At 69.1% G+C, this 24694-nt stretch carries 20 protein-coding genes; 5 read left to right on the forward strand and 15 right to left on the reverse strand.

Features of this window, described 5'->3' with window-relative positions:
• The first annotated feature begins 42 nt into the window (after window positions 1-42).
• Window positions 43-660, forward strand: coding sequence for a TetR/AcrR family transcriptional regulator (locus tag B0293_RS02655; RefSeq protein WP_005152865.1), 618 nt, complete (start codon window positions 43-45; stop codon window positions 658-660).
• Between the two features lie 9 nt (window positions 661-669).
• Here the strand turns inward: B0293_RS02655 and B0293_RS02660 are convergent, their stop codons facing one another.
• From B0293_RS02660 to B0293_RS02700, 10 genes are all read right to left on the reverse strand, one after another.
• Window positions 670-1062, reverse strand: coding sequence for a DUF7715 family protein (locus B0293_RS02660; RefSeq protein ID WP_005152863.1), 393 nt, complete (start codon window positions 1060-1062; stop codon window positions 670-672).
• Window positions 1063-1146: 84 nt separating this feature from the next.
• Window positions 1147-2262 (reverse strand): acyl-CoA dehydrogenase family protein, encoded by a 1116-nt coding sequence (locus B0293_RS02665; RefSeq protein ID WP_005152861.1) that lies wholly within the window; start codon window positions 2260-2262, stop codon window positions 1147-1149.
• The gene (locus B0293_RS02670; protein WP_005152859.1) at window positions 2259-3440 is read right to left on the reverse strand and encodes an acyl-CoA dehydrogenase family protein; all 1182 of its coding nucleotides are present in this window, start codon (window positions 3438-3440) and stop codon (window positions 2259-2261) included. Before B0293_RS02670 ends, B0293_RS02665 begins: the two co-directional genes overlap by 4 nt.
• Window positions 3437-4657 (reverse strand): acyl-CoA dehydrogenase family protein, encoded by a 1221-nt coding sequence (locus B0293_RS02675; protein ID WP_005152857.1) that lies wholly within the window; start codon window positions 4655-4657, stop codon window positions 3437-3439. The genes B0293_RS02670 and B0293_RS02675 overlap by 4 nt, the downstream gene beginning before the upstream one ends.
• Before the next feature lie 4 nt (window positions 4658-4661).
• Window positions 4662-4823, reverse strand: coding sequence for a hypothetical protein (locus tag B0293_RS43470; protein ID WP_157376414.1), 162 nt, complete (start codon window positions 4821-4823; stop codon window positions 4662-4664).
• Between the two features lie 12 nt (window positions 4824-4835).
• A complete protein-coding gene (locus B0293_RS02680) occupies window positions 4836-5858 on the reverse strand; it encodes a phosphotransferase family protein (RefSeq protein WP_005152855.1) in 1023 nt (340 codons plus the stop codon).
• Between the two features lie 91 nt (window positions 5859-5949).
• Window positions 5950-6402, reverse strand: coding sequence for a MaoC family dehydratase (locus B0293_RS02685; protein ID WP_005152854.1), 453 nt, complete (start codon window positions 6400-6402; stop codon window positions 5950-5952).
• 3 nt (window positions 6403-6405) lie between these two features.
• Complete coding sequence (gene fabG, locus B0293_RS02690) at window positions 6406-7167, reverse strand: 3-oxoacyl-ACP reductase FabG (protein ID WP_005152851.1); 762 nt, start codon at window positions 7165-7167, stop codon at window positions 6406-6408.
• 102 nt (window positions 7168-7269) lie between these two features.
• A complete protein-coding gene (locus tag B0293_RS02695) occupies window positions 7270-7758 on the reverse strand; it encodes a hypothetical protein (protein WP_005152849.1) in 489 nt (162 codons plus the stop codon).
• 11 nt (window positions 7759-7769) lie between these two features.
• On the reverse strand, window positions 7770-12503 hold the full coding sequence (locus tag B0293_RS02700; protein WP_005152843.1) for an RHS repeat-associated core domain-containing protein: 4734 nt from the start codon (window positions 12501-12503) through the stop codon (window positions 7770-7772).
• Between the two features lie 239 nt (window positions 12504-12742).
• On the opposite strand from B0293_RS02700, the gene B0293_RS02705 reads away from it, so the two are divergent.
• Entirely contained in the window at window positions 12743-16048 is a 3306-nt protein-coding gene (locus B0293_RS02705) for a S8 family peptidase (RefSeq protein ID WP_005152840.1), read from the forward strand.
• 246 nt (window positions 16049-16294) lie between these two features.
• Here B0293_RS02705 and B0293_RS02710 read toward each other — a convergent pair whose 3' ends face one another.
• From B0293_RS02710 to B0293_RS02725, 4 genes are read right to left on the reverse strand one after another with little or no spacing between them, the layout of a single operon-like run.
• Window positions 16295-17377, reverse strand: a complete 1083-nt coding sequence (locus tag B0293_RS02710) for a thiamine-phosphate kinase (protein ID WP_005152838.1) — start codon at window positions 17375-17377, stop codon at window positions 16295-16297.
• Complete coding sequence (dcd, locus tag B0293_RS02715) at window positions 17361-17957, reverse strand: dCTP deaminase (RefSeq protein WP_005152837.1); 597 nt, start codon at window positions 17955-17957, stop codon at window positions 17361-17363. The genes B0293_RS02710 and dcd overlap by 17 nt, the downstream gene beginning before the upstream one ends.
• Entirely contained in the window at window positions 17948-18649 is a 702-nt protein-coding gene (locus B0293_RS02720) for a hypothetical protein (RefSeq protein WP_005152834.1), read from the reverse strand. Before B0293_RS02720 ends, dcd begins: the two co-directional genes overlap by 10 nt.
• The gene (locus B0293_RS02725; protein WP_005152832.1) at window positions 18646-19926 is read right to left on the reverse strand and encodes a helix-turn-helix transcriptional regulator; all 1281 of its coding nucleotides are present in this window, start codon (window positions 19924-19926) and stop codon (window positions 18646-18648) included. The genes B0293_RS02720 and B0293_RS02725 overlap by 4 nt, the downstream gene beginning before the upstream one ends.
• A gap of 363 nt (window positions 19927-20289) precedes the next feature.
• On the opposite strand from B0293_RS02725, the gene B0293_RS02730 reads away from it, so the two are divergent.
• Together B0293_RS02730 and B0293_RS02735 are read left to right on the forward strand one after the other, a co-directional pair.
• A complete protein-coding gene (locus B0293_RS02730) occupies window positions 20290-20622 on the forward strand; it encodes a hypothetical protein (protein ID WP_005152829.1) in 333 nt (110 codons plus the stop codon).
• Window positions 20619-21245 carry a hypothetical protein gene (locus B0293_RS02735; protein ID WP_005152827.1) on the forward strand — a complete coding sequence of 209 codons (627 nt, stop codon included), beginning with the start codon at window positions 20619-20621 and terminating at the stop codon, window positions 21243-21245. The genes B0293_RS02730 and B0293_RS02735 overlap by 4 nt, the downstream gene beginning before the upstream one ends.
• A gap of 22 nt (window positions 21246-21267) precedes the next feature.
• Here B0293_RS02735 and B0293_RS02740 read toward each other — a convergent pair whose 3' ends face one another.
• Window positions 21268-21933 (reverse strand): DUF998 domain-containing protein, encoded by a 666-nt coding sequence (locus B0293_RS02740; RefSeq protein WP_005152826.1) that lies wholly within the window; start codon window positions 21931-21933, stop codon window positions 21268-21270.
• A gap of 236 nt (window positions 21934-22169) precedes the next feature.
• On the opposite strand from B0293_RS02740, the gene B0293_RS02745 reads away from it, so the two are divergent.
• Window positions 22170-24668 (forward strand): M14 family zinc carboxypeptidase, encoded by a 2499-nt coding sequence (locus B0293_RS02745; RefSeq protein WP_005152825.1) that lies wholly within the window; start codon window positions 22170-22172, stop codon window positions 24666-24668.
• Window positions 24669-24694 lie beyond the last annotated feature (26 nt).

The raw sequence follows: 24694 nt of genomic DNA on the forward strand, positions 1-24694 counted from the left end.
ACCGGCCGGTATGCTGAGACTCCGCACGAGAAGGAGCCGGTCATGACACGAGCGACCACCAGGAAGGCCGAGGCGAGCGGCGAAGATCAGGCCGCCGTCCCGCGCCGTCTGTTGTCGCACGCCACGAAGCTCTTCGCCAAGAAGGGGTTCGACCGCACCTCCGTGCAGGAGATCGTCGAGGCGGCCGGGGTCACCAAGGGTGCGATGTATCACTACTTCGGCTCCAAGGACGACCTCCTTTACGAGATCTACGCCCGGGTGCTGCGTGCGCAGACCGAGCAGCTGGAAAAGGTGGTTTCGAGTGAGGCGCCGCTGCGGGAGCGGCTGCGGTCCGCCGCCTCCGACGTCGTCGTCAGCACGATCGACAATCTCGACGACAACACGATCTTCATGCAGTCCATGCATCAGCTCGGCGTGGAGAAGCAGAAGGCCGTCCGCGCGGAGCGCCGCAAGTACCACGAGCGGTTCCGCACGCTGGTCGAAGAAGGCCAGGCGTCCGGCGAGTTCCGCGCGGACAAACCGGCCGACGTGATCGTCGACTTCTTCTTCGGCTCGGTGCACCACCTCGGTTCCTGGTACCGGCGTGGCGGCGCGCTCTCGGCCCGCCAGATCGGCGACCACTTCGCCGATCTCCTGCTGGCCTCGTTGCGCCCCGAGTAGCGACCGGGCTCAGCCCGGTGGTGCCGTCGCCAGGCGTTCGACGAACAAGTCGCACCGGCGTTCGAGCACCGTTCCCACCTCCCAGCCGAAGGCGAAGGCGAGCAATCCCGTCGCGACTTCGTCGGCGGCTTCGGAAGGCCAGCCCTGTGCGGCCAGACTCGACCGCAAGGCCTCGGCGTAATCGGGATAGGTGAAGCCGGGCAGTTCCGCGACGAGCGCCGTCGTCGTGCCGAGGTGCGAGTTCAACCCGCCGAACGACCGGCCGCAGCCGCATTCGGAATCGGGCGAGCTCTCGCCGTCTCCGCAGCACGGCGCTATCCAGAGCAGCTCGCCGTCGACGCAGTGGTTGAAGTCGTTCGCCCGCTCGCCCTGGGTCTGCGAGGTGGCCACGAGCAGTTTCATGAGGACTCCCTGTTCGATCAGATGTTCGAACAGGTTGTACCGGCGGGGTCCGACACTTTCCGGGGCGGACCCCGCCGGGGGAGCTCAGGCGGGCAGGTCGATCAGCGGCGCCAAGGCGGCGCGATGCCGACCAGGAGTGCCCAACGCGATCTCGTCGCTCTTCGCGCGCTTCAGGTACAGGTGCGCGGGATGCTCCCAGGTCATGCCGATCCCGCCGTGCAGCTGGATCGCCTCTTCGGCGGCGTGGACGGCGATGAGGGAGTTCCGGGCCTGCGCCACCGCGACGGCGATCGCGATGTCCTCGCCGGTGGCCAGGCAGTCGGCGGCGTAGCGCGCGGTCGCCCTGGCGTTGACCAGATCCGTGTACAGGTTCGCCAGCCGGTGTTTCAGCGACTGGAAGGAGCCGACCTGACGGCCGAACTGGTAGCGCTCCTTGAGATAGCGCACCGTTTCGGTCAGCGCCCATTCGGCGATCCCGAGCTGCTCCGAAGCGAGCAGCCCCGCCGCCGTCACGAGCGCGATGTCCAGCGCGGAAGCCGCCGTCGAGGAGTCGGCGACGCGCTTCGCGGCCACGTTCTCCAGGGTGACGTCGGCGATGCGCCGGGTCAGGTCCAGGGAAATCGCCTCGGTGACCGTCACACCCGCCGAAGCCGCGTCGACCGTGTAGAGACCGGGGCCCTCGGGTCCCACTGCCGGGACGACGATCAGCTCGGCCACCGAAGCGTCGGCGACACTGCGGACCGCGCCGCTGAGCGTGCCGTCGGCGGTCGCGGTGACCGTCGACGGGAACTCGGCGCCGGGCGCGGTCGACAGCGGTACGGCCAGCGCGCCGATGAGCGCGCCCGCGGCCAGTTTCCCGAGCCTTTCCGCCACTTCCGCCTGCGAAGTGTCGGTCGCCAGCAAGGCCGACGTCGCCAGGACGGCGCTGCCGAGATAGGGGACGGGGGCGACGCTGCGCCCGAGTTCCTCCATCACGACGGCGACTTCACGCGCCGAAGCGCCGTGCCCGCCCAGTTCCTCCGGGACGGCGAGACCGGCCGCGCCGAGATCGGCGGCGAGCGTGCGCCACAGCGACAGGTCGTACGGCTCCGCCGTCTCGGTCCTGGTGATCAGGGACGCGGGTCCCACGCGGTCGGAGAACAGGTCGCGGACGCTGGCCCGGAGGTCCTCTTCGACCTCGGAGTACAACAGGTCGCTCATCGGGGCAGGTCCTTCCAGGCGACGTCCTTGTCGATCCGCGGCTCGGACGGCAGTCCCAGCACGCGTTCGGCGATGATGTTGCGCAGGACCTCCGAGGTGCCGCCCTCGATCGAGTTCCCCTTCGCGCGCAGATAGCGGTACCCGGCTTCGCGACCGAGGAAGTTCACGCCGTCGGGACGCCGCATCGTCCAGTCGTCGTAGCGCAGGCCTTCGTCGCCGAGCAGTTCGATCTCCAGCCCGGACGCGGCCTGGTTCAGCTCCGAGAACGCGACCTTGACCGCGGACCCCTCGGGGCCCGGCGCGCCGGCGGCGAGTTGCTGCCGCAGCCGCGAACTCACCAGGCGCAGGCTTTCGCCTTCCACCCACAGTTTCAGCAGCCTGTCGTGCAGTTCGGAGGTCCGCAGCTCCGGACGCTCCCGCCAGGCCTCCGTGACGACGCCGACCATCCCGCCGTCGCGCGGGAACTCGGTACCGCCGATGGCGACCCGTTCGTTCATCAGCGTGGTCTGCGCGACCTTCCAGCCCTCGCCGACCGCGCCGAGGCGGTGCGCGTCGGGAATGCGGACCTCGCTGAGGAAGACCTCGTTGAACTCGGCCTCACCGGTGATCTGGCGCAGCGGCCGGACCTCCACGCCCGGCGCGGTCATGTCGCACAGGAAGTACGTCATGCCACGGTGTTTCGGCACGTCGGGATCGGTGCGGGTGACCAGGATCGCCCACTGCGACTGGTGTGCGCCCGACGTCCAGACCTTCTGGCCGGTGACCACCCAGTCGTCGCCGTCCCGGACCGCGCGGGTGCCCAGCGCGGCGAGGTCGGAGCCGGCGCCCGGCTCGCTGAACAGCTGGCACCACACCTCCCGTTCGGTCCACAGTGGACGCAGGAAGCGCTGGTGCTGTTCGGGGGTGCCGAAGGCGAGAATGGTCGGCGCGGCCATGCCGAGGCCGATCCCGATCCGCCGTTTGTCGTTGTCCGGCGCGCCCGCCGCGGCCAGTTCTTTGTCCACAACGGACTGAAGCGACCGCGGCGCGTTCAAGCCGCCCAGGCCTTCGGGGAAGTGGATCCACGCCAGCCCGGCGTCGAACCTGGCGTCGAGGAAGTCCTGACGCGGAGTGCTTTCCGGCGGATACGCGGCCAGCAGGCCGGCCACCCGTCGCTTGAGGTCGTCCACAGTGGTCACTTCTTCTCCCCGCGGTACTTCTTCAGTTCACGGTGCGCCAGCGAGCGCTTGTGCACCTCGTCCGGGCCGTCGGCGAGCCGCAGCGTCCGCACCTGCGCCCACATCTCGGCGACCGGGAAGTCCTGGCTGACCCCGCCCGCGCCGAACAGCTGCACGGCCTTGTCGAGGATCCATTCGACGGTGATCGGCGTGGAGATCTTGATCGCCTGGATCTCGGTGTGCGCGCCCTGGTTGCCGACGGTGTCCATCAGCCACGCGGTCTTGAGCACCAGCAGCCGCTGCTGCTCGATCTTGACCCGCGCTTCGGCGATCCAGTCCTGCACCACGCCCTGTTCGGCGATCGGCTTGCCGAAGGTCTCGCGCGAAAGCGCCCGGCGGCACATCAGTTCCAGCGCGCGTTCGGCCATGCCGATGGCGCGCATGCAGTGGTGGATCCGACCGGGGCCGAGGCGGGCCTGCGCGATCGCGAACCCGTCGCCCTCACCGGCGATGAGGTTTTCCGCAGGTACGCGGACGTCCTCGAAGAGCACCTCGGCGTGCCCGCCGTGGTCGCCGTCGGTGTAGCCGAACACGTGCATCCCGCGTTTCACGGTCATTCCCGGGGTGTCGCGGGGGACCAGGATCATGCTCTGCTGCTTGTGCGCGGGAGCGTCGGGATCGGTCTTGCCCATCACGATGAAGATCTTGCAGTTCGGGTTCATCGCGCCGGAGATGTACCACTTGCGGCCGTTGACGACGTACTCGTCGCCGTCCCGGCGGATGCTGGTGGCGATGTTGCGCGCGTCGGAGGAGGCGACGTCGGGTTCGGTCATCGCGAACGCGGACCGGATCTCGCCGTCCAGCAACGGCTGGAGCCACTGCTTCTTCTGCCGGTCGGTGCCGAACATGGTGAGGACTTCCATGTTCCCGGTGTCCGGCGCCGCGCAGTTCAGCGCGGTCGGCGCGAGCCGCAGGCTGCGGCCGGTGATCTCGGCCAGTGGCGCGTACTGCAGGTTCGTCAGGCCCGCGCCGTGGTCGCCGGGGAGGAAGAAGTTCCACAGCCCGCGCTTGCGCGCCTCGGCCTTCAGCTCCTCGACGATCGGCGGCTGCGACCATTCGCTGTCACGCTCGGCCAGCTGAGTCTCGAAGACGGCCTCGGCCGGGTAGATGTGCGAATCCATGAACTCGAGGAGTTTCCCCCGCAGTTCCTCGGTTTTCGCGTCGAAGGCGAAGTCCATCTTGCTATCCCTCTTCCTTGATTTCGGGGGCGCGCGGTCGACGAATGCGTAGCCAGGCCGCGGCTTTCAAAGGCTTCTCTTGTTCGCGATGAGGGCGGCCCGCCTCCACCTTCGCGAGGCCTTCGGCCAAAGCGCGCGCTGCTTGGCCGCCTTTCGGATAAGTCATCGCACGTCCCTGTCAACCATCCTTGAGAGTCTCATTGCCGTGCGCGATCAGGGGGACGACGCCCGAGCCGATGCCGTCGAATCCGGCGCCGACGGTCTGCCCTTTGCTGTAGCGGAGGTGGATGCCTTCCAGGATCACCGCGAGTTTGAAGAAGGCGAAGCTGACGTACCAGTTGAGCCGGGAGACGTCGCGCCCGGAACGCTCGGCGTACCGCGCGATGACCTCGTCGTTGCGCGGGTAGCCCGGCGCGGAACTGGCGTTGGACACGAACTGCAAGGAAACCTTGTCCCGTTCGGCGTAGGCCACCAGCAGCGCGAGGTCGGTCAGCGGATCGCCGAGAGTGGACATCTCCCAGTCCAGCACCGCGGTGATCCGGTCGTCCGCGTTCACCAGCACGTTGTCGAGCCGGTAGTCGCCGTGGACGATCGACGGCTTACCCGATTCCGGCACCGTCGAGGCGAGCCGGTCGTGCAGTTCGTCGACGCCGGGCAGATCGCGGCTGCGGTTGCCGTCGAGCTGCTTCTTCCAGCGCCGCAACTGCCGTTCGAGGAAGCCTTCCGGACGGCCGAAGTCGCCGAGTCCCAACGACTCCGGATCGACGGCGTGCAGCTCGACGAGCGTGTCGACCAGCTCGTCCGCGATCGCCTTCGTCCTGGCGGGGCCCAGCGCGGCCAGTTCGGTGTCCGAGCGGAAAGGCGTGCCTTCCACGAACTCCATCACGTAGAACCGCGAGCCGATGACGTCCGTGTCTTCGCACAGCAGCACCGTTTCCGGTACCGGGACGGCCGTTCCGTGCAGACCGGAGATCACCCGGAACTCGCGGCCCATGTCGTGCGCGGTCGGCAGGACGTGGCCCAGCGGCGGGCGGCGCACCACCCAGCGGGACCGGCCGTCGCCCACGACGTAGGTGAGGTTGGACCGGCCCCCTTCCACGACCTCGCCGCTCAGGTCGCCCTGGACGAGCCCCGGCCGCTGCTCGTCCAGGTGGGCCTTGAGCCTGGCCAGGTCCAGGCCCGGCAGGTCGGTCTGGTTCATGGTGCCTCCAGCGTCTCGCTTTCCGGTTACAGTACCGACCAGTCGGTATGTCGGGTAGTGGTGGTCCGGCGAGGTGCCGGAGGTCACCCTCTCAGGCGATCAGCCGGACGACCATCTCCGCGACGCACGCCGGTTTCGGCTCGCCGTCGATCTCGATCGTCCAGCGGACGACGGCCTGCTTGCCCCCGGTGACGTCGGTGACCTCGACCAGTTCGGCGCCCGCCCGGATCTTCGAGCCCACCTTGACCGGCTGCGGGAAACGGACCTTGTTCAGGCCGTAGTTGATGCCCATCCTGAGCCCGTTGACCCGGTAGAGCTTCCCGACGAAGCCCGAAATGAGCGACAGCGTCAGGAAACCGTGCGCGATCGGTGCCCCGAACGGGCCTTCGGCCGCTTTCTCGACGTCGACGTGGATCCACTGGTGGTCGTCGGTGGCGTCGGCGAACAGGTTCACCCGCTCCTGGGTCAGCGTCAGCCAGTCGCTGTACCCGAAGTGCTCGCCGACGGCGTTCTCGAACTCCTGCAGGGAGGCGAATTCGCGCATGGCTCAGTCCTTCGGTCCGCCGGCGACGTAGATGACCTGGCCGGAGATGAATCCGGCGCCGTCGCTCACCAGGAACGACGCGAGGTTGGCGATGTCGTCGGGGGTGCCGACGCGCTGCACCGGGATCTGAGACGCGGCCGCCGCCTTGAAGTCCTCGAACGACATGCCGATCCGCTCGGCGGTCGCCGCGGTCATGTCGGTGGCGATGAAACCGGGGGCGATGGCGTTCGCGGTGACGTTGAACTTGCCGAGTTCGATCGCGAGGGTCTTGGTGAAGCCCTGCATGCCCGCCTTGGCCGCGGAGTAGTTGACCTGACCGCGGTTGCCCAGCGCCGAGGTGCTGGACAGGTTGACGATGCGGCCCCACTTCTCCTGCGTCTGGTACTTCTGCACCTCGCGGGTCATCAGGAACGAGCCCTTCAGGTGCACGCCCAGCACCGAGTCCCAGTCCTGTTCGGTCATCTTGAACAGCAGGTTGTCGCGGGTGATGCCGGCGTTGTTGATCAGCACGGTCGGCGCGCCGAGTTCCTCGGCCACCCGGGTCACCGCCGCCTCGACCTGCGCGGCGTCGTTGACGTCCAGCGCGACGCCGACGGCCTTGCCGTCCTCGGCGACGATCGCTTCGGCACCCTGCTTGACGCCCGCCTCGTCGAGGTCCAGCAGGCCGACGGCGAACCCGTCGGAAGCGAGCCGCTTGGCCACGGCCGCGCCGATGCCGCGGCCGGCGCCGGTGACGATCGCTACGCGGGAGGGATGTTCGGTCACGGGTGACTCCTCGTCGTCGAGTGGAAGTGACGCCGAGTCTGCCGTACTAAGCAGTTGCTTTGCAGGGTCTCCTCGTGTGACCGGGGTCACCCATCGGGGTGCTCAGCTGTAGACGGTCACCAGGTCGACGCCGTCCGCGACCACCTTGCGCAGCGCCGCGAAGACGGTGCCGACGATCATGGCCTCCTCCAAGGGGAGCCCCTCCGCCGGATCTTCGCCGAGCGCGTCGAGCCTGGCGACGGCGTCCCGCAGTTCGGCGTTGGCCGCCCAGCCCACGCTCGGGTACTCGTCCCAGACGAGGCCTTCGAGCGGCCTGTCCAGGAGGTGCTCGGCCAGGTCCGCACCGATCGCTTCGGCGACCAGCCCGCCGATGACCTCTTCGCGGAACCAGTCACCCCCGGAGGAGGAGTGCTCCACCATGTCGATCGGCTCCGCCAGCTCCCGTACGACCTGGACGACCTCGACAGCGGCCTCCTCGTCCACCGCACCGCCACCCGCGATGATCAGGCGGGCGGCCGCGTCCGTCGAAGCCCGCAGCCGTTCTCCGAGCGCGTTCAGCGAAAGCCCGTGGAATTCCAGTCCGTAACCCACCGCGATTCCCTCTACTGCTTGATGACACTGACGACGGCGTTGCCGCTGCCGTTGATCTTGGTCCCGATCGGGACATAGTCCACGATGCCGTCCTTCTGCCCTTGCCAGACCAGATCGCCGATCAGGTTACGGCCGTCCTTCTGAGGCGAGTTCCGCATCGCGTGCGCGATGTCGGTGAGGTACTCGGAGCTGCCCTGATCCATCTTGTTGGGGTTGTTGGTGCGATCCGGCAGGGGCCGCATGGTGCCGGTGTCGGGATCGAACCACTGGGTCCGCCCCTTCATCGGTCCGCCGACGAGTTGCGAACCCCCGCCCTTCGCCTCGATGACGTGCAGCTTGTTCCCGTCGAAGTACGCCACGTCGACCACGCCGGAGTTGTTGAACTTGACCGCGTTCGGCCACGGTTTGCCCTGGGTGGTCGTGTAGTCGTCCTTCGAGAGCGGATTCTTCACCGACGGGGTGTGCAGGTTCAGATCGTCCTTGCCGGTGGTCTTCTTGATGTAGTCGAGAGCACCGGCCTCGCCCATGTCTTCGGAACGGTTCTTCTTCGTCTTCCCGTTGGCGTCCTTCTTACCGATCTTGGCCTTCCACTTCTTGTACGCGTCGACCGCGGGATCCTTGAGGTTCCGGTTCACGATGTTGCCGGGCTTGAAGATCCGGTGCCGCTTGGCTTTCGAGCCGCTCGCGTTCGTCTTGTCGTTCTTGCCGTTCTTCCGGCCGCCGATCCCTCGGGTGCCGCCGCCACCGCCGTCCTTGCACGGGCCGAGGCCGAGCGGATCGCTCACCTCGAGCGGGTTGGGGACATAGGTGACCGGGTTCGGGGCCGGTTCCAGGCCGAGCGGGTCCGGGCTGAGATAACGCCCGGTTTCCGGGTCGTAGTACCGGTAGACGTTGTAGTGCAGCCCGGTTTCGGCGTCGTGGAACTGGCCGGGGAACCGCAGAGGCGTGCCCGCGGCCACGCCTCCCGCGCCCCACAAGGTGCTCTGGTCCTGCCAGACCGGACGGCCGTCGGCGTCGATCAGTTCGAGCGGGCTGCCGACCCGGTCGGTGATCACCGTGGCGAACCGGGCGGCGTCGCGGGAACGGTCGAACTGGGCGACCGGCCGGTCGTCCTCGGGATGGTGTTCCCAGGTGGTCACCTCATCGCCGGACCACTGCTCGACGATCATCGTGCCGTCCCATACGAAGGTGACTTCTTCGGCGATCACGGGCGGTGCGCCGGGAGCGGGGGAGACGAGGCGCTGCTTGGCGATCCGCCTGCCCATCGGGTCGTAGCGGTACACCCAGAGCGAGCCGTCGGGGGTGGTCGCCGAAGTGAGCCTGTCGAGGGCGTTCCAAGTGAAGCGCCAGACCAGTTCCCGGCCCGTGAGGTCGCGGACGCGGCGGACGATCAGCCGTCCCTGTCCGTCGTATTCGTAGGCCGCGGTGGACGTGCCGAGGAGCCGCGTCCCCTGGTACTGCCGCTGGTCGGAGCCGACGGTCACGATGTTGCCGCATCCGTCGTACCGGTAGTGCTCGAGCCTGCCAGGCCCGCTGACCTCGGTGATCCTGTCCTCGGCGTCGAGCTGGAACCGCACGGCGCCGGTCCCGTCCTCCACGGCGGCCAGCACGCCGTCCGGGCGGTACTCGAAGCGGCGCCTGCCGATCTCCTGCCCGCCGATCGTGGTGACCTGCTCGGTCAGCCGCTGCTCCTGGTCGTAGGCCTGGGCGAGGACCGGGCCGCCGTCCACCTGCCGCCGCACCTCGACACCGGAGTCGTGGTCGAAGGTGACCTCGTGCCCGCCCATCTCGAGCGCCGCCGGTTCGCCGTCGTCGGCGTGTCGCCAGACGCTGTCCACGCCCGACGGCGTCCGGCGGGCCAGGGTGCCGGTCTCGTCGTCGTAGCGGAAGCCGAGCGTGCGCCCGTTCACGGTGTGGCTGACGACCCGCCCCCGGTCGTCCCGTTCGACGGAGACCGTCGCGTCCGGATTGGCCGCGGTGACGAGCCTGCCCACCGGGTCGTAGGCGAAGGTCGCGACCTCGGTCGGGGTGCGGCGCCACACCACGTTGCCGAGGACGTCGTAGCCGTACTCCACCGTCTCGCCCGCGCCGTTGACCGAGCGCACCAGCTGCCCCGCAGCGTCGTGCTCGTACCGGGTGATCCGGCCGTCGAAGTCGATCTCCTCGACCACGCGCCCCGCGGCATCGTGGACGTAACGCCAGGTCTGGCCGTTCGGGTTGGTGACCGCGACCAGGCGGAGCTCGGTGTCGTAGCCGTAGGTCGTCCGCGCGCCGGTTCCGTCCACGGTGGCGGTGATCAGGTCGAAAGTGCCGTACTCCGTGGTCGCGGACTGGCCGAGGGCGCGGACGTGGCCGATCTCGTTGCCCTCGTTGTCGTACCGCCACTGTTCCCGCGCACCGGACGGGCCGGTGCGGGACAGCATCTTGCCTTCGACGTTCCAGGCCAGCCGGGTGTGCCCGCCTGCCGCGTTCACCATCGTGTGCGGGCGGCCGAACAGGTCCAGCTCGGCCCGGGAATCGGCGGCCGGTTCGCCGCCGGGCGACCCGGTGCCGCCGGGGGCGCCGGCCGGAGTGGTGCCGGATTCGGCCTCCGGGGTCTCACCGGACACGCCGAGCTGCGCGGTCATCGGGTCGGGAGCCGTGCCGGCCGGATAGGTGCGGCGCCAGACGCGGCCGTCGGCCTCCACCTCGATGTCGAGAGCGCCGTCCGGGTGCCGGGTGGTGCGGACGCGGCTGCCGTCCGGCCGGATCACCACGGTGAGTTCGCCGAGCTCGTCGTACTCGTAGCGGGTCGTCCGGCCGAGCGGGTCGGTGCGGGACAGCTGCCGGTCGTAGCGGTCCCAGGTGTAGGCGGTGACGTTGCCGAGCGGATCTTGTTCGCTCAGCAGCTGGTCGGCCGGGTTGATCCGGAGTTCGCTGGTGTGGCCGAGGGAATCGGTGAACGCGGTGACCAGCCGCTCGCTGTCGTAGGTGAATGCTCCGTCATAGAAGCCGCGGTCGCCGACGGTGCGGACGCACCGTCCGGCGGTGTCGTAGATGTAGCGGTACCAGACCCCGTTGCGGTCCTGCCAGCCGGTCATCCGGCCGACGCCGTCGTAGTCGAACTGCTGGGGAAGGCCGGTGGAGTCGACGATTCCGGTGAGCCGTCCGAGGCGGTCGTAGCGATACCGCACGACGACCACCCGGGAGCCGGTGTCCTGGTCGGCCACGCGGACCTCGGTGACCCGGCCGTCGGCGGAGGTGAACTCGACCAGATACCCCACTGAATGGCGCAGCAGGAGCGGCGCCCCGAGATCGTCGTATTCGACGTCGATGGTGTCGCCGCCGCTGCCTTCCGTGCGGATCAGCGGCAGCACGGCGCCGCCGCGGCCCGGCAGCGGGGCGAAGACCAGTGACGTGCCGGTCTTCGGGTCGGTCAGCCGGTAGCCGCGCCCGGTGCGCAGCAGCGGGCGGCGCGGGCCTTCCAGCGGCAGCGTGGCCGCACCGGGTGCCGGCAGCGGGTAGACCAGCCGCATCCCGTCCGGCGAGAACCAGACGGCGTGCTCGTCGTCGAGCTCCAGCCGCTGGTCCAGCGTCGACGCCCAGGTCGTACCGAACCAGAGACCGGCCCGGTACGACGAGGTGTGCGTGCGTTCCAGGATCAGGTCGAGGGTGTGGGGCAGCGTCAGGTCCCGCTGGACCAGCAGGACGTCCCCGGTGGCGATGTCGACCGGATCCGTTTTGCACTTCTTGTTCTTGGTCTCGACAGCGCCCTTGCGCGGCGGATTCGGCTTGTTCGGCGAACCGGACGACCCGGACGGGTTCGTGGAGCCGTTGTCCGGCCCCTTTGTCACGGGCGGCGGACCGTTGGGGGTGGGATCGGGGGAACCGTGGGTACTCGACGGGCCGGTGCCACCACCGTTGCCGGACTGCGAACCGCCGCCGGGCCCCTTGGCGCTGGACGCGCTGGTGCCTTCGTCGATGTCGGTCTTCTTGGCGGACTTCGTGCTGCCCGGCGTCAGCTTCTTGAGCGACTTCGCCGCGTCGGCGAACAGGTCGTCGGCGCGTTTGAGCAGCGGCATCAGGGCTTTGAGCGCCTTGACCAGTTTCTTGGTGAGGCCGGCGATCTTGTTCGCCGTCTTGGTGACCGCGGCGACCACCTGGGGGACGACCCAGGTGAGCCCGATGCCGAGGGTGAACACCACCTGGAGCGCCCAGCTGACCAGGTGCCCGACCAGTTCGGCGATGATGTCGCGGACCAGCGTCCGCACCGCGGCCACGACCTCGCCCGCGGTCTGCACACCGCTTCCCGCGCCCTCGGCGCCCTTTTGCGCCGCGGTGATCAGCGTCGCGGTGTCCTCGGCGCGCTTGCGGTAGTTGTCGCCCGCTTCGCCCTTCCAGCTCCCGGTGTCGGCCTTGACCATGGCCACCAGTTCGGTGCCGACGTCGCCGAGTTCCTTGGCGACGTTCTTCCACGTCTCGGCCTGCGCCTTGACCTCGTCGGGGTTGCCCGCCAGCGCGTCGAGCGCCTGCTTCAACGGGCCCACGTGCTCCATCAGCCAGCCGACACCCGCGGCGAGGATCGCGCCGAACGGGTCCATCGCCATCGACAACGCGTCGAGCGCGGTGCCGACCGCCCCCATCGCGACCGATGCCCAATCGCCGCTCTCGATCGCGGATTTCAGATCGTTCGCCGACTCCAGCAACGGAATGCCCGAAAAGCCTTGAGTCGAACTCTTGGTTTCCGCGACGAGCGGGTTCCCCACCGGCCGTTCCCCCTCCTCAGCTCACGGCATGATCTTCCCATCGAAGGCTATCCAGGAAGCGAGACCGGCGACTTCGCAGGTCCGATCCGTGCCCGAACGGGCATGCCGGATGACCCGATCGCTCAAAAATGTGGCGTCACACACCGTTTTTCCGCAATTCTCGGCGCGTCCGGAGGCGGTGCATTGTCCGGATCAAGTCCATTGTGGACGTTCGTGGAGGAATGAACGGAGGGTGCTTCATGCGCCGAAGAACTCACGTCCTGGGCGGTCTGCTCCTGGTGACCGTTCTCGGGGTGACCGGTGCGCAGGTCGCGCAGGCCGCTTCCGACCAGCCGCCGACGGCGAACGCCGCGCCGGGTCCGCGCACCCTCACCCTGATCACCGGCGACCGGATCACCGTGCAGGAGCGGCAAGGCGGAGTACCCGCGCTCTCCGTGCAACCGGGTCCCGGCCGCGAGCGGATGGGTTTCCAGCGCAGCCAGGGCAAGGACGGCTGGTCGGTGTACCCGGCCGACGCCCTGCCGCTGGTGGCCGAGGGAGTCCTGGACGAGCGCCTGTTCCGGATCGACCGGCTGCTCGCCGACGGCTACGACGACAGCGCGCGACCGACTCTTCCGCTGATCGTGCAGCAGGAAGGCACGGCGGCCATCGCGGGCGCGACCGCGGTACGGCGGCTGGACAGCGTCGGCGCGACCGCGTTCGCCCAGCCCAAGGACCGTGCGGGGGAGTTCTGGTCCGCGTTGACCGGTCCTCGCGCGGCTTCGGTGCGGAAGGTGTGGCTGGACCGCAAGGTCAAGGCGAACCTCGACCACAGCGTGCCCCAGATCGGCGCGCCGCAGGCCTGGCGGAGCGGGTTCACCGGCAAGGACGTCAAGGTCGCCGTGCTGGACACCGGTGTCGACGCCGGTCACCCGGATCTGGCGGGCAAGGTGGTCGCGGCCAAGGACTTCTCCGGCGGCGGCGACCCCACCGACCGGCACGGCCACGGCACGCACGTCGCCTCGACGATCCTCGGTTCCGGCGCGGCGTCCGGCGGACGGCTCAAGGGCGTCGCGCCCGACGCGGGGCTGCTTGTGGGCAAGGTCCTCGGTGACGACGGCAGCGGCGGCTGGTCCGAGATCATCAGCGGGATGGAGTGGGCGGTCGCGGAGGGCGCGAAGGTGATCAACCTGAGCCTCGGCGGCGAAGACGGTGACGACATCGATCCGCTGGAAGCGGCGGTGAACCGGCTCACGAAGGACCACGGCGTCCTGTTCGTGATCGCCGCGGGCAACGACGGGGAACGGGGCGCGGGCACGATCGGGTCGCCGGGCAGTGCCGACGCGGCGCTCACCGTCGGCGCGGTGGACCGGGCCGACGCGCTCGCGTCGTTCTCCGGCAAGGGACCGCGCCGGGGCGACAACGCAGTCAAACCGGAGATCGCCGCGCCGGGTGTGGAGATCGTCGCGGCGAAGGCCGGAGGCGGCTACCAGCCGATGTCGGGCACCTCGATGGCGACGCCACATGTGGCGGGCGCGGCGGCGCTGCTCGTCCAGCGGCATCCCGACTGGCGGCCCGAGCAGCTCAAGGCCGGCCTCACGGGCACCGCGAAGCCTGCCGACGGACCGACCGTCTTCCAGCAAGGAGCGGGACGGATCGACGTCGCCAAGGCGGTCGAGCAGCGCGTGCACGCCGACGTCACCACGCTGGCCTTCGGCACCGTTCCGGTGGCCGACCCGAAACCGCTGACCCGCGAGATCACCTACCGCAACGGCGGCGACGCGCCCCTCGATCTCGACCTGCGGCTGGACGTCCGCGACGAGAACGGGAAGCCGGCCGTCGACGGCCTGTTCACGGTGGACCGGCCGCGGGTCACCGTGCCCGCCGGGGCGACCGCGACCGCGGTGGTCACCGTGAACCCCGGGCAGAAGCCTCGCGGTGCCTACGGCGGCACGCTGCTCGCCACCTCCGCCTCCGGTACCGAGGTCCGCAGCCTGATCGGCGCCGACCTCCAGCGCGAGGTCTTTTCGGCCGACGTCAGGCTTTTCGACCGCAAGGGCAACGGACCCGGCCCGCAGGGGCCGAGCGGCGTCCTCATCGTGACCAATTTGGACAGTGGTGACCTGAAGATCTACGCCGCGAAGGAAGGGGGAGGCCCGATCCGGTTGCCTCAGGGCCGCTACCTGTTCGTCGCGCAGATCGACGAGCGGCCGGGGTCGAGTCTGGTCAGTGAGCCGGGCTTCGTCCTCGACCGGGACCGGGAAGTCGTGCTGGACGGGCGTTTGGCGAAGCCGGTGACCGTGCGGACGGATCGCGAGGACGCCAGTTCGAACGGCCAGATCGTCGTCTTCTCCGAAGAGGTCACGGGACGGGGCGCCACGAGCCATTCCTGGTATCAGCCGAGGCTTTTCCACGACGAACAGTACGCCTACGTCGCTCCCACCCGCACGGCCGTGCCCGGCTTCGGCTTCCTCGTCACGACCATGCTGAGCAAGCAGACCGACGAGGGCCGTTCGGAGAACAGTCCGTACGTCTACAACCTGCAATTCCCCAGCGAAGGCAGGGTTCCCGACGTCTCCGCGTACCGGGTGCGCGACCACGATCTGGCGAAGGTGACCGCCACCTACGCCTCCACCGGCAAGCAGTGGGGCAACCTTCACGTGCTGCCCTCGCCGTACGACAACGAGGTCGCCTTCGGCAACGCATGGTTCCTCACCGCTCAGGCGCAGTTGCCCTCGACGCGCGAGGAGTTCTACAGCACCGGGAAGATCCGCTGGCTGAAGCGGCTCTTGGTGCACCGGGCCGGCACCAACGCGACTTGGAGCGACATCCAGGAAACCGCTTCAGGCGTGGAATACCGTGCGGGGCAACGGTCCAAAGAGGACTGGAATCGCGCGATCGTCGGCCCGACCCTGGCGAAGCTGACCAAGGCGGTGCGCGACGGTGACACCTTCAGCGTCCTGCTGCCGCTGCTCTCGACACGGGGTGAGCACATCAGCCTTTCGGCGGTGGAAGGCACCACGCGGCTCTCGCGGAACGGGAAGGAGGTCGGTTCCCTGCCCAGGGTGCCGGGCTACGTCTGGCCGAGCAACGGCCCGGTCACCTTCACCGTGCCGCCCGAGAACGGCGACTACACGCTGACAGTCGACGCGAAACGGCCGGAAGGCGCCGACGCCGAGCTGTCCGGAAACGTGGTCATGGAGTGGAAATTCCGTTCGCAGCGGGCAACGGGGGAGACGCCGCTTCCGCTGATGACGCTGAGGGCCACCCCGTCGCTCGGCCCGGCCAACGACGCCTGGCGCCTGTTCCCGCTCGCCGTGCCGATCGAGGTCGAGCGGTCCGCGGGGATGGCGGGCACCGTCCGGCAGGTCACCGCCGAGGCCTCCTTCGACGGTGGGAAAACCTGGCGACGGCAGTTCGTCTTCGGCAGCGGCGCGCACCGGCAGGCCTTCGTCGTGGCGCCGCCGTTCGGCTCCTCGCCCTTCGTGTCGCTGCGGCTTTCGGCGACCGACTCGGCCGGGAACTCGGTGACGCAGACGGTCAAGGACGCTTACCGGTTGAGGTAGGTGTCGGTACAGGTGGTCGTGAGTGGCGATTCGGGTTAGAACCCGAATCGCCACTCACGAGGCCCGGAGCTCAGCCCCGCGCGCCTGCATACCGGCCTCGGGTGTTGCGAAAGTGGCTTCCGCAACCTTCAGCGTTGCGAAAGTGGCTTTCGCAACGCTGGGCGCCGTCGGGTAGCGCTGGGCCGAGGGGGTCGTGAGTGTTTCGGGTCGTTCTAACGACACTTTCCACTCACGACCCGCCGGAGCTCAGCCCGCGCGCCTGCCGAGGACCTCGGTGATCAGCTTCGGAAGCTCGCCACCGTGCCACGAACTCGGCGAGAAGCGCTCCTGCGCGATCCCTTCCCAAGGTTCGCCGTCGTCCAGCGAGATGCCTTCCTCGCGGGGAACGAGGGTGCCGATCTCCTGCGCGGCGACGCCTTCCGCGGCGAGCGTCTTCCTGGCGAGTTCGACGTCGTCCGGCCGCACGGCGACCACGAGTGTCCAATCGCCCCAGGCCTGCGCGAGTTCGAACCGGCCGAGTCCCGACTGTTCGCAGACGTCGGCGGGCGCGTTGTCGAGCTGGATGTCCGTCGTGATCCGCGCGCCGAGACCGTTGGCGCCGCACAGGGTCCGCACGGTCGGGAAAAGGCCGTCGGACACGTCCATCGCCGCGCGCGCCAGCCCCGCCGTGGCGAGGATCTTCCCGGCGGCCACCTGGGCCATCGGACGGCAGGCGCGGTCACGGATCTCCGCGACGACCGACTCCGGGAGCCGAGCCTGCTCTTCGACGAGCAACGCGTACGCCCAGAGGTAGCCGGGCGAACCGACCAGCAGCAGGCGATCGCCGGCCTCGGCCCCCGCGCGCCCGAGCCTGCTCCCGGGAACGCACCGGCCGATCGCGGTCGCGGTGAGCTGCCGGACCGGACCGTCCCGGAGATCGCCGCCGACGACCTTGGTCCCGTGTGTCGCCGCGCAGTCGTCCACGCCGTCGAGAAGCCGCCGGAATTCGCCGGCCGTGGTCGTCTTCGGCAGGGTGTAGTTGACGACCAGGCCGAGCGGGGTGGCGCCGGCCGCCGCCAGATCGGACAGGTTGATCGTCGCCAGCAGCCAGCCCGCGTGGTACGGATCCATTTCGCCCAGGATGGTGACCAGGGGAGTGGGGCAGCTGTCGGTGGTGGCGACCAGTTCGCCGCGAAGCCCTTCTTCGGCGTCGAGGACCGCGCAGTCGTCACCGAACCCGTGGACGCCGCCGTAGCGCGGCCGCAGGATGTGTTCCAGGATGGCGTGTTCGCCGAGTTCGCCGAGGTGCACGTCGTCACCGACGGGCGAGAGTTCAGTTACGACCGACATGGTCCGCCAATCGGGACGGGGCGACGGTGTGGTCGCTGGAGTAGTTGCCGGGCATGGTCCCGTAGGGCTGATCGCTGCCGGTGGAGGCGAACAGCATCAGGTTGCAGATCCGGGTGCCGGGGTGCAGGAGCACCGGATGCCGTAGGTGGTTGACGATCTCCAGGGTCAGCACGGCGCCTTTCTCGCTGCCGAAGCCGGGGCTGACCTGACCACAGAGGACGACGCTGATGCCGAGCCGCGCGTAGTCGCTCGTGCCGTCGACGAGCCCGGCGAGTTTCTCCGAAAGCCCGATTTTCTCCAGGGTCGGCGCGAGGACGACTTCGCCGGGCTCGACGCTGATCCTGCCTTCGGCGTCGAGTTCCTTCGGCCGCAGTTCCGGATACGTGGTCCGGTCGGCGATGTCGACGGTTCCGGTCGATTCCAGCGCGAAAGCCTCGTGGCCGAGCCGCAGGCTGATCGCGGCGGGGCGGACGAGACCGGGTTCGAACGGGGTGATGGAGAGTTCCCCGTTCCGGTGCGCGCGCCTGATCGCCCTGTCGGTGAGGATCCCGCGGCGCAGCGCGGGCCGGATCAGGGGCATGACGCCACCGCTTTCGCGACGGCGCCGACGAGGATCCGGAAGTCGGTCTCGGTCAGTTCGCCGTTGGGCTGGTCGTCGGTCTGGCCGGGTTCGCAGTAGACCACGGTGGTGCCGGTGCGATGCGGGCCCTGGATCACCACCGTCGCGGTCAGGCCCGCCGTGATCGGCCGGACGGTGTGCACGACGGTGGTGTCGCACGAGTAGACGTCGCCACGCCGGACGTGCGGGGTCTTCTCCACCGCGAGCCGGGCTTCGCCGTCCGCGAGCAACGCGGCCGGATTCGCCGGATCGGCGCCGTAGCGGAAGCGGTTGTGCGCCTTGCCGCCTTCGGGCGTTTCGCGGTACTCGACCATGTGCAGGCCTTCGCCCGCGACGATGGCCGAGGCGAATTCCCAGCGGTGGCTGTGCGGATTGGATTCACCGCGGGACGGTTCCGCGGATTCCGGCCAGACGTGGAGCCGGATCCGGAAATCGGCCGAAGAGTGGAGCACCATTTTGGCGAATCCGTTGGGATGCCAGTAGGAACGCTTCGCCGCGGCGCGCACGGCTTCTTCGTCGCCGAGGATTTCTTCGAGCCACGCGAGAAAAGTGCCCGGGGCGTCCTGGACCCGGTGTGCCACCGTGCGCAGCCAGGTGAGGTCCGCGTCGCCGTCCGGAGCGGCGACGAGGGTCGAGGGCGGAGAGTCGATCATGGAGTTCCTGGGGGGCTGAGCGGGGGTGCGGCGGCCGCGAGCGCGGCCGCGCGGAGGGCGGTGACGGCGTCCAGCGTCTGCCAGATCGGGAGGTCGCCGCTGCCCCAGACCCACAGTCCTTGTTCGGCGTCGTAGCGCTCCCAAAGGGTTCCGAGCGCGCGGTTGAGCCGGGGGAGGGGGAGGGAGGGGGCGTTCGCGAGCGCTTGGACGACCCAGGCGGCGGTGAAGTGCCGGATGATGATCCGGGTCGTTCCTTCACCGTCGGGACGAGGCCTTTCCAGGTCCTCGGCCACGCCGTCGTCCGAGTGCGACCGCTCGATGAGCCATTGTGTGGCTTCGTCGGCCGCTTCCCGGACATCGTTGCGATCTTCACGGCTGCGCAGGACGTCCCGGAGAGCGACGACCGACCGCGCGGTGTGGACCACCGAGGCCTCCGGGGCGACGAGGCCGGCCTCGTTCTTCTCCGGCCACAGGCGTGAGCCGTCGAAGTCGAGCCGGGCCGCCAGGAGGGCGTCGATCAGCCGGTCGGTCAGCGGGGCGTCCGGCCGCAGCCGGACCGCCGTGTGCAGCACGGCGGACAACAGGTACGGGCGGGTCCGGCTGTACAGGTCGAGCGACCCGTCGAGTCGTGCCAGCCCTTCGTCGGCGGACATCGTGCTGGTGCGGAAGAGGGCGTCGACCACCGACGCGGTGGTCTCCGGTCGTTTCCCGCCCGCGCGGCCCCGCCAGCCGTGCATCGATTGGAGCCGGTAGAGATCTTCGGCGAGCGTATGTAGGTCGATGTAGGGATCGCCTACCAGCAGCATCGTATTGATCCCATACGCGGTGCTGAGTGCCTTCGGCCCGGTGTTCTTCTGCAGGTTGTGGCGCCAGCCGAGCGGTTTGCCGTCGGCGTCGTGGATCAGGTGCTCGGTGAGTTTGGCGCCGACGGTGTGGAAGACCTGGAGCAGCGAACGAGAGGTGTCGACGACGCCTGCGTCGCCGACCGCGGGCGGGGCGTGCTCCTGGGGTGATCGGGCCTTCTCCACCAGCCTGAACAGCTTGTTCGCGGCGCGGAAGTGGTCGTCGAGCTGGCGGGCGTTGTGCGGCGACGGCAGGTACTTCGCGGTCTCCCACTGGGTCAGGTTCGCCCTGGTGACACCGATGATCCGGGCGGTCTCGGCCTGCGTTTCGCCCGCGGCCTTGCGCAGCCGCCGCAGCTCACGGCCGACATCCGACGCGGTAACGGTTTCCGCATCGGGACTTACCGGCCGGTCCCCGGCCGATGTAGGCTTCATGTAGGCACTAGACACGGGCTTACCTACCTCGGGTAGGCAATGTAGGGCGGTGACTGAACGTGCACACAACGGCGAGAGTACAGCAAGCGAATCGGACCGCGCTGGCGCGTCGGTCAACGTCGTGTCACAACGTGGGAATGGCTGTGACGCGCCCTGTTCTGCCAGGTCCGAGGGTGCGAGACCCGCCGGGAGGCCAGGGCCGGTGCGACCCGGGCGCGACCGGAAAGCGGATGCTGTCAGCCATCTGATCGTAACGCTGCGCATCCGAACCGGTTCGAGCCGCCTGTGGGCCACACGAATGCCGGAGTAGGCGTCGTGTGTGCCGACCCGAATCCGCGTTTTGCAGTATCGGGGGTGAACTTCATGTCCCACCACGAGATCCACACGGCAACACCCCGACCTTGGTTCGATCGGCTTCTCGCGCGCTTCCACGAATGGCTGTTCGCGGCGGAGGAGGACCGCCGGGCGGCCGCGCGCGGCTGGCAGGTGACTCGCGTGCCGGGGAGCAGGCGCCGCGTCTACCGCGATCCGCGCTGGGACACCGTGCACGCGTGCGAACCGTGCGGGGGCACGGGCTGGTGGCCCTACGAGGACGCCGTTTGCCCGGACTGCTCCGGTGCCGGTGTCGTCCGCTCCATTCCCGCGGCGGCGGTGGCCGCCGAACAGACCGCCGGACGGACAGGAGGAAGGTCATGAGCCGTTGGCAGGAACCCCAGGCGATCGCCGAGCTGGCCAGGGAGGTCACGGTGGTCAGGCGGCCCAACCCGCTCGTCGCGCTGTACCACTGGCGCTACGAGATCGGTGCGCTGCTCGTCTTCCCGTACGCGTTGTTCACGCTGTTCCAGGCCGTGGGCCCGATCTGGGCCGCGGTCGTGCTGTTCGGCGTCGCGAACTGGCTGTTCTACTGGAAAGCGGCGCGGCGCTTCCTCCGCGACCGGCTCCGCTCGATCGTCGTGCAGCACCGGCTGCGGACCGGGTTCGCCCGGGCGCGGGTGTGCACGCTCGACGGCAAGCTGCCGGTGATCCTGTGGACCAAACCGCGGGGTGACGAGGTCGAGGTGACCGTGTTCTGCCCGGCGGGGGTCGGCTACGAGCGCATCGAGCAGCGGCGGGCCCTGCTCGCCGCGGCGTGCTTCGCCACCGACGTCCACGTGTACCGCCATCACAAGCGCGCCAACGTGGTGCACCTTTCGGTCTGCACCGCGCGGTTGCGCAAGGACGCCGACGAGGACGAGCTCGTTCCCGCACCGCGCTACGCCGGGCAAACGGGCGGTGTCGTCCTGCCCGTCCAGGACATGTCGCGAGGGTTCCTCGTCTGACGCGGTGAAGAATCGTGTCTCGTCAGGCCGGGCCGTCGGGATCGCCGACGGCCCGGGCCGGGATGAGCAGCGACGCCAGCGCGATCAGCCCGGTCAGCGCCATCGCGCGTTCGACCAGGCCCAGCGGGATCGCCTGCCACCACGGCCTGCCGCCGTTCATCGAGACCACGATCGCCCCGAGGATCACGCCGAACCAGGCCAGTGCCGCCACCGCGAGCACCCGCGTCACCGCGCGGCGGGCGGGGGAGGACGGGAAGACGGCTTTCGCGGCGAACCACACCGCCAGTGGCAGGCAGATGAAGGCCACGACGCTCGCGATCCGGTGCACGGTGCCACCGGTGCTGGGCCCGATGGCCCAGTTGTTCTTGGGGAACGCCACGATCACCACCAGGCTCACCGTCCAGAGCGCGCAGAAGACCGACGCCGCGGACAGCGCGGGCAGGTGCTTGCGGCGGATCAGCGCGCCGAAGCCGATCGCCGAACCGATGGCGACCAGCAGGACCGCGACGTCGAAGATCCACTTGTTCTCGCTCAGCGCGTATTCGCTGATGGTGCGGCGGACCGGGCTGATGTCGCTGGTGGCGGGGAGGACCTGCAGCAGCAGGATCAGCAGTGCTCCGCCGGCGACCGAGCCCACGGCGGCCAGCAGGGCCAGCGGTGATCTGGCGGTGACCTCGGACGTCGTCATGGTGGAAAGGTAACCGCCCAACCTGAAGGTTTTCTTAGGTCTTCCTGTCGGAATCGACAGGAAAGTCCCATTCTATGGCGTCCATCCGCGGTGATCGTTCCTGCACTTTCGGTGAGATCGTTGGGCCGAAAGGGGTGCAGACGACTTGTGGCGGGTCCCCCGGGTGGGGTCTCGGGTCTAGTGTCTCGCTACCGGTGACCTCACCCGGTCACCGGACTGTCCAAGGAGGTCAGTCTGTGGGGTATTCACCAAACCGGCGAAGAGCGGGATGGACGGCGGCGACACTGGTGCTCGCCGGCACCTTCGTGGCCCTTCCGTCGGCCACGACGGCGGGGGCCGCGGACAACGTGGTGCGCGCCAATCAGGCCGTGGCACGGTCCTGTTTCGCCGCGTTGCAGAAGCCGGGTGCGTCCGGCACCGACCGCCGTGAGTTCACGTCCACAGTAGACGGTCTGCTGCAGGCGCGCCTCGCGCCTCGTGGCGGCACCGAAGGCGACTGGGACCTCGCGGTATTCGATCAGGCGACCGGTGCCGTGGTCGCCGCGTCCGCCGCGTTGCGCAGTCACGAACTCGCCGAAGGATTCGTGAAGAAGGGCCAGAAGCTGGTCGTGCAGACCTGCCGGTACGACGGGCAGACCCGCGACGCGGTACTGGGGGTCGACTTCCTCGCGCTCACCCCGCAGGGGACACCGACCGGCGCCGCGCCCGCGCCGCAGCGCGCCGAACTGGTCCGGGTCGAAACCCCGGCCAAGCAGGACAAGGACAAACTCCTCCGGCTCGGGCTGGACGTCACCGAGAAGGCCGACGCGACCGGCGTCGAGGTCGTCCTCGCCAACGACGCCGACCGCAAGACGCTGGCGGACAACGGCTTCAAGTCGAAGGTGGTCGACGCCGACCTTTCGGCCCGGTCGATCCAGAACGCCAAGACCGACCGCGAGTACGCCGCGAAGACGCCGGGCTCCACCCTGCCGTCCGGGCGCACGAGCTACCGGCACCTCTACGACTACCAGTTCGAGGTCAAGGAACTGGCCCGCAAGAACCCCAAGCTGGCCACGGCGTTCACGCTGCCGCAGCCGACCTGGGAAGGCCGTGACGTCGTCGGTCTCGAGATCGCGACCGACGTCAAGAACATCACGGACGGCAAACCCGTCAACTTCACCATGGGCGTGCACCACGCCCGGGAGTGGCCCGCGGGCGAGCACGCCATGGAATGGGCCCACGAACTGATCAAGGGCTACACCGGCAACAACCCCGAGGTTCGCGGTCTGGTCGGCCGGACGCGCAACATCATCGTGCCGATCGTCAACCCCGACGGCTTCGAAATCTCCCGTGAGGCCGAGCCCAAGGGCGACTTCTCGCGGTTCGACTACGAGATGAAGCGCAAGAACTGCAACGTCAACGACTCGCCCAAGGAATTCGCGACCGGCGTCTGCAAGGCCAACCCCGGCGGCCGTGAACGTGGCACCGACCCGAACCGCAACTACGCGGGCTTCTGGGGCGGCGCGGGCGCGTCGACCCTGTGGCGCAGCGACACGTTCCGCGGCTCCGGCCCGTTCTCCGAGCCCGAGACGCAGAACATCCGCTCGATCGTGTCCAACCGCCAGGTGACCAACCTGATCACGCTGCACACCTTCTCGAACCTGGTGCTGCGTGTCCCGGGTGTCGCCGCCGTCCGCCCGCCGCTCGACGAGCCGGCGTACAAGGCGCTCGGCGACAAGATGGCTTCGCGCAACGGATACACCAGCCAGCCGTCGTGGGCGCTCTACGACACGACCGGTTCGACCGAGGACTGGTCGTACTGGGCCACCGGTGGCTGGGGCTTCACCTTCGAGATCGGCAACACCGAGTTCCACCCGCCGTTCCAGGCAGGTGTCGTCGCCGAGTACACCGGCGTCGCCCCGGCGGCCGGTGCGGGCAAGGGCGGCAACCGTGCGGCCTTCATCGACATGCTGGCCAACGCCGCCGACCCGGCGGCGCACTCGACGCTGATCGGTACGGCGCCGAAGGGCTACCAGCTGAAGCTGCACAAGACCTTCCAGACGCCGACCTCCCCGGTGGTGCAGCCCGACGGCTCGACGAAGCCGCCGATCTACGTCACCGACGACCTGAACTCGTCGCTGTCCTCGACCGGTGGCCGGTTCGCGTGGTCGATCAACCCGTCGACCCGTCCCTACGTCGCGGGCCGCTACGGCCGCGAGCCGCAGGGTCCGGCGCAGGCCGGCATCGCGGTGACCAACCCGCCGGGTGTGCCCGCGCCGAACGCGAACTACCCGACCGACCCGACGTCGGAGAGCTTCACGTTCCACGTCGACGGGCTGCCGAAGGTGGACAACGGGAAGTTCAGCGTCGACGTCAAGTGGGCCAGCCAGGACACCGACTGGGACCTGTACGTCTTCGACGCCGCGGGCAACATGGTGTCGTCGTCGGCGAACGGTTCGACCACGGAAGAGCACGCGATCCTGTACGACCCGCCCGCCGGGGACTACCGGGCCGTGCTGGTCAACTACGCGCAGGCGAACCCGTCCACTGTGGACGACTGGACCGGCGGTGTCTCGTTCCAGGCGCCGATCCCGCCGACCTACGGTCCCAAGGAGGCGTACCAGCTGACCTGTACGTCGCCGAAGGGCAAGCTCGTCGGGCTCGCGGACGTCTACATCGACCGCGGCCAGACGGTCGACGTCGGTGAGGTCTGCACCCGTTCCGCGCGCGCCAACAAGGAGCGCTCGGGCCGGTAGTTCTCTTTCAGTACATGAAGGCCCCC

The organism is Amycolatopsis azurea DSM 43854, assembly GCF_001995215.1.
Taxonomy (GTDB): Bacteria; Actinomycetota; Actinomycetes; order Mycobacteriales; family Pseudonocardiaceae; genus Amycolatopsis; species Amycolatopsis azurea.

What these genes read in the sequence shown, in the direction of transcription:
- B0293_RS02655 (WP_005152865.1), top strand. Translation starts at nt 43, where the DNA reads ATGACACGAGCGACCACCAGGAAGGCCGAGGCGAGCGGCGAAGATCAG.
- B0293_RS02660 (WP_005152863.1), bottom strand. Translation starts at nt 1,062, where the DNA reads ATGAAACTGCTCGTGGCCACCTCGCAGACCCAGGGCGAGCGGGCGAAC.
- B0293_RS02665 (WP_005152861.1), bottom strand. Translation starts at nt 2,262, where the DNA reads ATGAGCGACCTGTTGTACTCCGAGGTCGAAGAGGACCTCCGGGCCAGC.
- B0293_RS02675 (WP_005152857.1), bottom strand. Translation starts at nt 4,657, where the DNA reads ATGGACTTCGCCTTCGACGCGAAAACCGAGGAACTGCGGGGGAAACTC.
- B0293_RS43470 (WP_157376414.1), bottom strand. Translation starts at nt 4,823, where the DNA reads ATGACTTATCCGAAAGGCGGCCAAGCAGCGCGCGCTTTGGCCGAAGGC.
- B0293_RS02680 (WP_005152855.1), bottom strand. Translation starts at nt 5,858, where the DNA reads ATGAACCAGACCGACCTGCCGGGCCTGGACCTGGCCAGGCTCAAGGCC.
- B0293_RS02685 (WP_005152854.1), bottom strand. Translation starts at nt 6,402, where the DNA reads ATGCGCGAATTCGCCTCCCTGCAGGAGTTCGAGAACGCCGTCGGCGAG.
- B0293_RS02705 (WP_005152840.1), top strand. Translation starts at nt 12,743, where the DNA reads ATGCGCCGAAGAACTCACGTCCTGGGCGGTCTGCTCCTGGTGACCGTT.
- B0293_RS02710 (WP_005152838.1), bottom strand. Translation starts at nt 17,377, where the DNA reads ATGTCGGTCGTAACTGAACTCTCGCCCGTCGGTGACGACGTGCACCTC.
- dcd (WP_005152837.1), bottom strand. Translation starts at nt 17,957, where the DNA reads ATGCCCCTGATCCGGCCCGCGCTGCGCCGCGGGATCCTCACCGACAGG.
- B0293_RS02720 (WP_005152834.1), bottom strand. Translation starts at nt 18,649, where the DNA reads ATGATCGACTCTCCGCCCTCGACCCTCGTCGCCGCTCCGGACGGCGAC.
- B0293_RS02725 (WP_005152832.1), bottom strand. Translation starts at nt 19,926, where the DNA reads ATGAAGCCTACATCGGCCGGGGACCGGCCGGTAAGTCCCGATGCGGAA.
- B0293_RS02730 (WP_005152829.1), top strand. Translation starts at nt 20,290, where the DNA reads ATGTCCCACCACGAGATCCACACGGCAACACCCCGACCTTGGTTCGAT.
- B0293_RS02735 (WP_005152827.1), top strand. Translation starts at nt 20,619, where the DNA reads ATGAGCCGTTGGCAGGAACCCCAGGCGATCGCCGAGCTGGCCAGGGAG.
- B0293_RS02740 (WP_005152826.1), bottom strand. Translation starts at nt 21,933, where the DNA reads ATGACGACGTCCGAGGTCACCGCCAGATCACCGCTGGCCCTGCTGGCC.